A 616-nucleotide genomic window follows, 5' to 3' on the forward strand; every position below is an offset into this window, starting at 1 on the left:
GAATGATGAAAATCTCATTCTTTTGTTGTGTTTTATCCTGATTATGGTATTATAACCAGGTCGAAACAATACTATTTAAAAGGTGAAAACATGAAAGCATTAATCATTATTATCCTGGCCGTTTTATCCTCCCAGGTTAAAGCAACTGAAAACGAAAATATTAATATTGCCGTACATTTTGCAGAATGCGCCGCTATTGTCGGACACGATAACATTAAATTAGAAAGCAAGTTTATTAACGCCGCTAATCAGTATATGAATAAAGGATTAATAGAATATTCAAATATTGAAATGATCGGTAACGCTGATATTTATGAAGCGGTGAAAGAAAACAAAAATCCAGTAACGGCAATTTATAATCAAATGACTATTTTGATTAACGCAACGAAAGCAAATAAATTAACTCTTTTCATCGAAAATGATTGCAATGAATAACGGTTATGATATTATAACCAGGTAGCGAAATTCTTTTATCAAAGGTGATTTTATGAAAGCGTTAAAATTCAAGTCATACGTTTTTCAAAGTATTTTTGCGGTATCATGTACGGCGTTATGCTTTACACTGTTTTTATTTATCTGGTTATTGTGTACTGAAAACATGTTTTTCATCCTGGTT

The 616-nt window shown here is 31.0% G+C and carries 1 protein-coding gene; it reads left to right on the plus strand.

Annotated features, from left to right (window positions below; genetic code table 11):
- Positions 1-90: 90 nt before the first annotated feature.
- A complete protein-coding gene (locus tag N1032_RS26250; protein ID WP_259543582.1) occupies positions 91-435 on the plus strand; it encodes a hypothetical protein in 345 nt (114 codons plus the stop codon).
- The last annotated feature ends 181 nt before the right edge of the window (positions 436-616 follow it).

The sequence above is a fragment of the Herbiconiux daphne genome (assembly GCF_024979295.1).
GTDB lineage: Bacteria > Actinomycetota > Actinomycetes > Actinomycetales > Microbacteriaceae > Herbiconiux > Herbiconiux daphnes.